Raw genomic sequence first — 7,476 nt, forward strand, 5'->3', positions numbered from 1 at the left:
GCGGCCGCCGCACCGCCGCCGGTCACTCCGCGGCCCGAGGCCCCGGCCGCGGTCCCGGCGCCCGTGCCCGTCCGCCGGCGCGGCGTGTTCAAGCGCTTCCTGCGCTGGTGGCGCGGCGAGTGACGAGCGTGACCTGGGTCGTCCCCGGTGGTGGGTGCGGGGCCGCCCCTACCGCGCCCACTCCTCGTACGACGTCCACGCGCCGAGCGTGCGCCCGCTGACGAAGCGGTGCTCGCGCCCCGTGACCGGATCGGTGAACCCGAGTGTCCGCGCCAGCAGTTGGAGCGGACGCCGGAAGTCACCGGCCGGCACGGGGCCGGTCACCACCGGATAGAGCGGATCGCCGAGGATCGGGACCCCCAGCGCGCTCATGTGCACCCGCAGCTGGTGCGTCTGCCCGGTGCGGGGGGTGAGCCGGTAGCGCGCCAGCCCGTCACGGTGCTCCAGCGGTTCGACGACGCTGACGGCGTTCGGCTCGCCCTCGACCTCGCGGGCCGCCAGGACGCCGCGCTCCTTCACGATGCGGCTGCGCACGGTGCGCGGCGCGCCGAGGGCCGGGTCGTACGGCGCGACGGCCTCGTACCCCTTGGCCACCCGGCGGTCGCGGAACAGCGTCTGGTAGGCGCCGCGCTCCTCGGGCCGGACCGTGAACAGCACCAGGCCGGCCGTCAGCCGGTCCAGCCGGTGCGCGGCGCCGAGCGTGGGGAGGCCGAGGTTCCGCCGCAGCCGCGCCAGCGCGGTCTCGGCGACGTGGCTGCCGCGTGGGGTGGTGGCGAGGAAGTGCGGCTTGTCGGCGACGACGACGTGCTCGTCGCGGTACACGACGTCGAGCGTGAACGGCACCCGCTCCTCGTCGGGCAGGTCCCGGTGGAACCACACGTACGCGCCCGGCACGTAGGCGGTGTCCCGTGCCACCGGACACCCCCGCACGTCCACGATCCGGCCCCCCTCCAGCATCGCGTCGATCACCCCGGGTCCCGCCGCGAGCCGCTCCACGAGGTGGTCGCGCACGGTCGCCCAGGCGGGCTCCGGCGGCAGCCGCACCCGCACCGGATCGACGCCGTCGCGCTGGGGCAGGGGAGAGGGCGGGGGCGGGGTACGGCGTCTCATCAGGGCAAGACTACGAGGCGGGCCCGGGTCATGTACGCGTGCTCATCCGCCGCCGTCAGGGAACCGGGCGACGGCACCGCGGAGGTCGCGTACCGGACCGTGGGCGTGGCCCGGGGCCGGGGTGTCGCCGCGCGGGCCACGGCCGCACTCACGCGCTGGGCCCTCGACTACATCGGCTTCCACCGTCTCGAACTGCTGCACTCCGTCCGCAACGAGGCGTCCTGCCGCGTCGCGGCCAAGACGGGCTTCGCCCCGGAGGGCACCAAGCGTGGTGCCCTGCTGCACGCGGACGGCCGGCACGACATGCACCTGCACGCGCGCGAGGTGACCAGGGGTGGTGACCTCGGACGTCACTCACGCGGGCGCGGGCGCGTTCTCCTGCTCCGCCTCGATGCGGGCGTTCCACTCCGGCTTCGCGGCCTGCCAGCCGTCCTCGTTGTGCCCGAGGCGCCAGTAGCCGGAGATCGACAGGTCCTCCCGCGGGATGCCGTGCTCCACGCGCAGCAGACGGCGCAGTTCCTTCACGAAGGCCGCCTCCCCGTGGACGAAGGCGTGCAGCCGGCCCTCGGGCCACCGCAGCGCGCGTACGGCCTCGAGCAGGGCCTCGCCCACCGGGCGGTCCCCGCGGTGCAGCCAGACGACGTCCACGTCGCAGGCGATCTTCTGCTCCTCCTCGGGTCCGGAGACCTCGATGAAGGCGTGCGCCCGCGCCCCGTGGGGGAGCGCCTCCAGCGAGGCGGCGATCGCCGGGAGCGCGCTCTCGTCACCGGCGAGCAGGTGCCAGTCGGCCTCCGGGTTCGGCGCGTAGGCGCCGCCGGGGCCGAGGAGGTGGATGGTGTCGCCCGGCCGGGCGTGCGCGGCCCACGGCCCGGCGAGCCCCTGGTCGCCGTGGACCACGAAGTCCACGGTCAGCTCGTGCAGATGGGGTTCCCAGGCGCGCACCGTGTACGTCCGCATGACGGGCCACTGCTCGCGCGGGTACTCCGCGCGGATCCGCTCCAGGTCGAAGGGTTCCGGGTAGGTGACGCCCGGGGTGCCGAAGAGGAGCTTCACGTAGTGGTCGGTGCAGCCCTGCGCGGAGAACTCCGCGAGGCCCTCGCCGCCGAGGACGACGCGCTGCATGTGCGGCGTCAGCCGTTCGGTGCGCACGACTCGCGCGCGGTGGGGCTTGGGTGTCCTGCGTGCCGGACGCTCTGTCATGGCGGGCCTCCTGGTTACCTTGCTAAGGCTTACCTAACTTAGCACCTTCCCCCGTGCAACACCTCACACGCGCGGTGCCGGTGACCTGTGCGCATTCCCGCCGGCTCCCGGTCGGTCCCTCCTCGCCACGGCCGACCCCAGGGCGCAACGTTCCTGCACGGCGGTGGCCGTTTGCGCCCGGAGAACGGCGGACGGCCTCCGCAGTGACGTGAGTACCACGGGGAAACCGCGGTACCCCTCGGAGCGCCGTTCAGGCGCGCAAAGTCGCCAGCAGTCGCTGCAGCGAACCGCCGAGCCCCCACCGTGCCGCGAGCTCCTCCAGCCCGGCGGGGTCGCGCGGCGCGTCCGGCAGCGCCGTGTCCACGTCCGGCAACGGTACGTCCCCGGCGACCCGGACCACCCGGGGCGCGACCGCCACGTACGAGCGCGCCTCGTCGAGCCGCCTGCGCTGGGACGGGGTGAGACCGGCCGCCGGATCGTCGACGGCCGCCATGATCCCGGCCAGGTCACCGAACCGGTCCAGCAGCTTCGCGGCCGTCTTCTCGCCGATGCCCGGCACCCCGGGCAGGCCGTCGCTCGGGTCGCCGCGCAGCAGCGCCAGATCCGCGTAACCGCTGCCGTCCACGCCGTACTTCTCGCGCAGTACCGCCTCGTCGGTGAGCTGTAGGGTGCCCACCCCCTTGAGCGGATACAGGACGCGCACCCCGCGCGCGTCGTCCACCAGCTGGTACAGGTCCCGGTCGCCGGTCACGATGTCGACCGGCCCCTTCGCGCGGGCCGTGAACGTGCCGATCACGTCGTCCGCCTCGTACTCCGCCACGCCCACGCGTGCGATGCCGAGCGCGTCGAGGACCTGCTCGATCACCGGCACCTGCGGCGACAGCGTGTCCGGGACCTCCTCGGCGTCCGGTCCGCCCGCGCGGGCCTCGGCCACGCGGTGCGCCTTGTACGAGGGGATCAGCTCGACCCGCCACCCCGGCCGCCAGTCCGCGTCCATGCAGGCCACCAGGGAGTCCGGCCGGTGGTCCTTGACCAGGCGGTCGATGAAGTCCAGTAGTCCGCGCACCGCGTTCACCGGCGTACCGTCCGGGGCCTTCACGGAGTCCGGGACGCCGAAGTAGGCGCGGAAGTAGAGGGAGGCGGTGTCGAGCAGCATCAGTCGTCCGGTCACGTCCCGCATCATGCCGCACGGCACCGACAGCGGCCCGCACGCGGCCGGGCCGGGCCGTGCCGGCGGGGGCCGGGCACGGACCGGAAGCGCGGACGTGCGCCGGATGTGAGCCAGATCACTCTTTCGTTTGACTCCAAAGAAACAGGGGAGGCGCCGCCGCGGAGCGACACCGGTTGCATTTTCAACGGATGACTGCGGCCGGGCGCTCCGTGTTTTTGTCCCCGACTCAAGAGGTACGCGTGTCAGCCAGGCTTGAGGCCGAACATCTCTTCAAAGTGTTCGGCAGAAAAACGGAGCAGGCGGTCGAGAGGCTGCGCCAGGGAGTCGACCGGGAGGAACTCCGCGCCGACGGCACCACAGCCGCCGTCATCGACGCGGGCTTCACCGTGGAGCCAGGCGAGATCTTCGTGGTCATGGGCCTGTCGGGATCCGGCAAGTCCACGCTGCTCCGCATGCTCAACGGTCTCCTGGAGCCGACCGCCGGCCACGTCCGCTTCGGCGGCCAGGACCTGACCGAGATCAGCGACCGCGAACTGCGCGAGGTCCGCTCCAGGAAGATCAGCATGGTCTTCCAGCACTTCGCGCTCTTCCCGCACCGCAGTGTCCGGGACAACGCCGCCTACGGCCTGGAAGTGCAGGGCGTGCCCCGCGCCGAGCGCGAACGCCGCGCCGACGAGGCGCTCGCCCTGTGCGGTCTGGCCGGCTGGGAGGGGTCCTGGCCCGACGAGCTGTCCGGCGGCATGCAGCAGCGCGTCGGCCTCGCCCGCGCGCTCGCCACCGACGCCGACCTGCTGCTGATGGACGAGTCCTTCAGCGCGCTCGACCCGCTGATCCGCCGCGACATGCAGGACCAGCTGCTCGAACTGCAGAAGACGCTGAAGAAGACCATCGTCTTCATCACCCACGACCTCAACGAGGCGATGCGGCTCGGCGACCGCATCGCGGTGATGCGCGACGGCCGGATCGTGCAGCTCGGTACCGCGCAGGACATCCTCATGCGCCCGGCCAACGACTACGTCGCCTCCTTCACCCAGGACGTCGACCGCTCCCGCGTGCTGACCGCAGAGTCCGTCATGGACCGCGACGTGCGCGATGACGAGCTCGACGCCGACCACGAGACCGTCTCCCTCGACACGCCGTTCACCGAACTGTGCGCCGTCAGCGCACGTGCCTCGCACCCCGTGGGGGTGCTCGACGGCAAGGGTGAGCTGGTCGGCGTCGTCACGCCGCAGCGCCTCCTCGGCTTCATGAACGACGAGCACGGCGGTGACGACGGCCCGCAGGGCCAGGGCGGCGAGAAGGTGATGGCCCATGCCTAGGATCCCGCTCGGCGACTGGGTCGACACCGCGGTCGACTGGCTGCGTACGCACGTGGCCTGGCTGTTCGACTTCTTCAAGGCCGTCTTCACCGGTGCCTACGAGGGCATCGACGCCGTGCTCCAGGCCCCCGAGCCGCTGCTGCTCGCCGGCATCTTCGCGGTGCTGGCCTTCTGGCTGCGCGGCACCCTGGCCGGCGTCCTCACCTTCGTGGGCTTCGCCTTCATCGACTCCCTCGGACTGTGGGGGGACTCGATGGTGACCCTGTCGCTCCTCCTCGTCGCCACCATCATCGCGCTGGTGATCTCGGTGCCGGTGGGCATCTGGGCGGCCCGGTCCGACCGGGTCAGCGCGGCCGTCCGGCCCGTCCTCGACCTGATGCAGACGCTGCCCGCGATGGTCTACCTCATCCCGGCGCTGCTCTTCTTCGGCACCGGTGCCCCCGCGGGCATCGTGGCCACCCTGGTCTTCGCGCTCGCCCCGGGCGTGCGCATGACCGAGCTGGGCATCCGCCAGGTCGACAAGGAGCTCGTCGAGGCCGCCGAGGCCTTCGGCACCACGCCCCGCAACACCCTGCTCCGCGTCCAGCTGCCGCTGGCGCTGCCCACGGTGATGGCGGGCGTCAACCAGGTGATCATGCTCGGCCTGTCGATGGCCGCGATCGCCGGCATGGTCGGCACCGGCGGCCTCGGCGGCGCCGTCAACCAGGCCATCGGCCAGCTCAACGTGGGCCTCGGCGCCGAGGCGGGCCTCGCCATCGTCATCCTGGCGATCTACCTCGACCGCATGACCAGCGCGCTGGGTGTCCAGGTCTCGCCGCTGGGCCGGCGCGCCGCGGCCAAGGTCCGCGCCGGCGCGCGCTTCAAGATCTGGTCCTACCGGCTCCGTCCGCAGGTCGCCGCGGTCGGCGTCGTCGTCCTCGCCCTCGTGGCGGGTGGCATGGGCGTCTTCGGCGGCAGCGGCAGCACCGAGCAGGTCGCCTCCGACAAGAACGTCGGCCAGGGCAAGAAGATCTCCATCGGCTACATCCCCTGGGACGAGGGCGTCGCCTCCACCTTCCTGTGGAAGGAGATCCTCGAACAGCGCGGTTACGAGGTCGAGGCCAGGCAGATGGACGCCGGTCCGCTGTACACGGCGCTCTCGCAGGGCGACATCGACTTCCAGACCGACTCCTGGCTGCCGACGACCCACGCCTCGTACTGGGAGAAGTACGGCGACCAGCTCGAGGACCTCGGCGCCTGGTACGACGAGACGTCCCTGGAGCTGGCCGTCCCCGCCTACATGGACGGCATCGACTCCATGGAGGACCTCAAGGGCGAGGCCGGCACCTTCGACGGAAAGATCACCGGCATCGAGTCCAGCGCCGGTGAGATGCAGCTGCTGAAGAGCAAGGTCCTGGGCGAGTACGGCCTGGACGGCGAGTACGAGGTCGTCGACAGCTCCACGCCGGCGATGCTGGCCGAGCTCGAGCGCGCCTACGCGGGCGAGGACCCGATCGTCGTCACGCTCTGGTCGCCGCACTGGGCGTACAACGACTACGACCTGAAGAAGCTGAAGGACCCCAAGGGTGCCTGGGGCGAGGGCGACGGCGTGCACTCGCTGTCCCGCAAGGGCTTCTCCGCGGACGACCCCACGGTCGCCGGCTGGATCAAGAACTTCATGATGACCGAGGAGCAGCTCACCAGCCTCGAGGCCGAGATCAACAAGGCCGGCAAGGGTGAGCAGCAGGAGGCCGTCCGCACCTGGCTGAAGAACAACCCGGGCCTCGTCGACGAGCTGGCCCCGGTCGCGTCCGGCTCCGGCGACACCCCGGCGGAGGCGTCGCGGCCGCTGAACGTGGCCTGGTTCCCCTGGGACGAGTGCGTCGCCGTCACCCACCTGTGGAAGAACGTCCTCGAGGAGCGCGGCTACCAGCTGAACCTCAAGCAGATGGACGTCGGTCCCGTCTACACGGGCCTGGCCTCCGGCGACCTCGACCTCAACTTCGACGCCTGGCTGCCGCACGCCCAGGCGAACTACTGGGAGAAGAGCAAGGACAGCCTCGAGGACCTGGGCACCTGGTACGAGCCGACCTCGCTGGAGATCGCCGTCCCGTCCTACGTCAAGGACGTCACCTCGCTCGAGGACCTCAAGGGCAAGGCCGACCTCTTCGACGGCAGGATCATCGGCATCGAGCCGGGCACCGGCCAGATGGACCTGCTCAAGAGCGAGGTCCTGCCGGCCTACGGCCTGGACGAGGAGTACGAGGTCGTCGACGGTTCCACGCCTGCGATGCTGGCCGAGCTCGAGCGCGCCTACGCCAAGAAGGAGCCCGTCGCGGTCACCCTGTGGTCCCCGCACTGGGCGTACAGCGAGTACGAGCTGACCAAGCTGAAGGACGGCAAGAAGGCCTTCGGCGAGGGCAACACGATCCACACCATCGCCAATGAGGAGTTCTCCGGGCAGTACCCGCAGCTCACGGAGTGGATCAAGGGCTTCAGCATGAGTGAGGACGAGCTCGGCAGCCTGGAGCTGGAGATCAAGGAGCGCGGGCAGGGCAAGGAGGACGAGGCCGTCGCCGCCTGGCTGGAGGAGCACCCGGACGTGGTGGGACGGATGACTCCGGCCTGACCGGCTGCCGGACGACTCGACGGTCCGGCACTTCTCCGCCCGAGGGGTGGGGTGCGGCGCACCCGCGC

At 71.6% G+C, this 7,476-nt stretch carries 5 protein-coding genes and 1 pseudogene; 3 read left to right on the forward strand and 3 right to left on the reverse strand.

Annotated features, from left to right (window positions below; translation table 11 throughout):
* Window positions 1–168: 168 nt before the first annotated feature.
* Complete coding sequence (locus UW392_RS05065; protein WP_320773644.1) at window positions 169–1,110, reverse strand: RluA family pseudouridine synthase; 942 nt, start codon at window positions 1,108–1,110, stop codon at window positions 169–171.
* A gap of 69 nt (window positions 1,111–1,179) precedes the next feature.
* Between UW392_RS05065 and UW392_RS05070 the strand changes: the two are divergent.
* Window positions 1,180–1,431 (forward strand): annotated as a pseudogene (locus tag UW392_RS05070) (GNAT family N-acetyltransferase); the annotation flags it as partial.
* Between the two features lie 33 nt (window positions 1,432–1,464).
* Here UW392_RS05070 and UW392_RS05075 read toward each other — a convergent pair.
* Window positions 1,465–2,310, reverse strand: coding sequence for a siderophore-interacting protein (locus tag UW392_RS05075; protein ID WP_320773645.1), 846 nt, complete (start codon window positions 2,308–2,310; stop codon window positions 1,465–1,467).
* A gap of 250 nt (window positions 2,311–2,560) precedes the next feature.
* Entirely contained in the window at window positions 2,561–3,490 is a 930-nt protein-coding gene (locus UW392_RS05080; RefSeq protein ID WP_320773648.1) for a 5'-3' exonuclease, read from the reverse strand.
* A gap of 230 nt (window positions 3,491–3,720) precedes the next feature.
* Between UW392_RS05080 and UW392_RS05085 the strand changes: the two genes are divergently transcribed.
* Window positions 3,721–4,800, forward strand: a complete 1,080-nt coding sequence (locus UW392_RS05085; RefSeq protein WP_320773646.1) for a glycine betaine/L-proline ABC transporter ATP-binding protein — start codon at window positions 3,721–3,723, stop codon at window positions 4,798–4,800.
* Window positions 4,793–7,408, forward strand: a complete 2,616-nt coding sequence (locus UW392_RS05090) for an ABC transporter permease/substrate binding protein (protein WP_320773647.1) — start codon at window positions 4,793–4,795, stop codon at window positions 7,406–7,408. The genes UW392_RS05085 and UW392_RS05090 overlap by 8 nt, the downstream gene beginning before the upstream one ends.
* Window positions 7,409–7,476 lie beyond the last annotated feature (68 nt).

The sequence above is a fragment of the Streptomyces sp. CRN 30 genome (assembly GCF_034105845.1).

Bases quoted from the DNA above. Each gene is read 5' to 3' on its own strand.
- UW392_RS05090 (WP_320773647.1), top strand. From the start codon at position 4,793: ATGCCTAGGATCCCGCTCGGCGACTGGGTCGACACCGCGGTCGACTGG.
- UW392_RS05065 (WP_320773644.1), bottom strand. From the start codon at position 1,110: ATGAGACGCCGTACCCCGCCCCCGCCCTCTCCCCTGCCCCAGCGCGAC.
- UW392_RS05080 (WP_320773648.1), bottom strand. From the start codon at position 3,490: ATGCGGGACGTGACCGGACGACTGATGCTGCTCGACACCGCCTCCCTC.
- UW392_RS05075 (WP_320773645.1), bottom strand. From the start codon at position 2,310: ATGACAGAGCGTCCGGCACGCAGGACACCCAAGCCCCACCGCGCGCGA.